The sequence below is a fragment of the Streptomyces sp. NPDC050625 genome (assembly GCF_040654755.1).
Lineage (GTDB): Bacteria > Actinomycetota > Actinomycetes > Streptomycetales > Streptomycetaceae > Streptomyces.
In genome coordinates, this window is sequence record NZ_JBFAIQ010000130.1 from 1 (window position 1) to 1030 (window position 1030).

1 protein-coding gene is annotated in these 1030 nt (G+C 68.3%); it reads right to left on the reverse strand.

From position 1 onward, the window contains the following. Position 1: 1 nt before the first annotated feature. Positions 2 to 963 (reverse strand): IS5 family transposase gene (locus tag AB0I54_RS48225; RefSeq protein ID WP_363302768.1). Its coding sequence is split into 2 segments (ribosomal slippage): positions 2 to 520 and positions 523 to 963, totalling 960 coding nucleotides; the frame shifts between segments, so codons are not numbered across the junction. Positions 964 to 1030: the final 67 nt, after the last annotated feature.

Below are 1030 nucleotides of genomic sequence, written 5' to 3' on the forward strand. Positions count from 1 at the left end.
GCTAGGGCGCTTCTGATGGCTCTTGGACGATGTCTCGGAGCCAGATGACGATCGCCGCCGCAGCCAGGGTGCCGTTGAAGATGTAGTCGCGTTTGTCGTACCGCGTGGCGACAGCGCGGAACTGCTTCCACTTGCTCACGCACCGCTCGACGGCACTGCGGCGGCGGTACTGCGACTTGTCGAAGGCCGGCGGACGTCCCCCGGCCCGACCCTTGCGACGACGCTTGGCCCGCTGGTCATCGGGCTGGGCAATGGTCGCCTTGATTCCCCGATTACGCAGATAAGCGCGGTTGTCGCGGCTGGAGTACGCCTTGTCGCCGCGGACTCGATCCGGACGACAGCGAGGCCGGCCCGGCCCGCGCCGCCGGATCCGTAAGCCCTCCAGCACAACGACGAACATCGGGCTGTCGCCCCGCTGACCCGGCGAGGTCTGCCAGGTCAGCGGGCGGGCACGATCATCGGACAGCAGATGGACCTTGCTGGTCAGCCCGCCCCGCGAGCGTCCCAGCGCCTCCCGCCCATCGGCTTCCACACGCGCACCGCCCCCTTTTGTGGGAAGCCACGCGGTGGCCGGTGGCGGGCCCCGGCCGCGTGCTGGTGCGCCCGGCAGGAAGTGGAGTCGATGTTCACCGCCCACTCCTGGGTGCGCTGCCGGGCCTCCTGCTCGATGGCCTTGGCGAGTTGGCCGTCGGGGTCCGTGGCATCGGCCTCGATCTGCAGCTCTGCCAGGATCCGCTGCCAGGTTCCGTCTGCCGACCAGCGACGATGCCGCTCATACACGGTCTGCCACGGTCCATACCGCTCGGGCAGATCAGGCCAGGGCACACCGGTACGGGCCCGGAACAACACCCCGTTGACCACTCTGCGGTGATCAGCCCACTGCCCACCCGGCTTGCCGTTGGCGGGCAGTAACGGCTCGATCATCTGCCACTGAGCGTCCGTCAGTTCATGCCGCCGCACCATAAGACGCTCCTGCCCAACCCGAGCGCTGATCCACCCACTCAAGCAAGAGCCATCAGAAGGGCCCTAG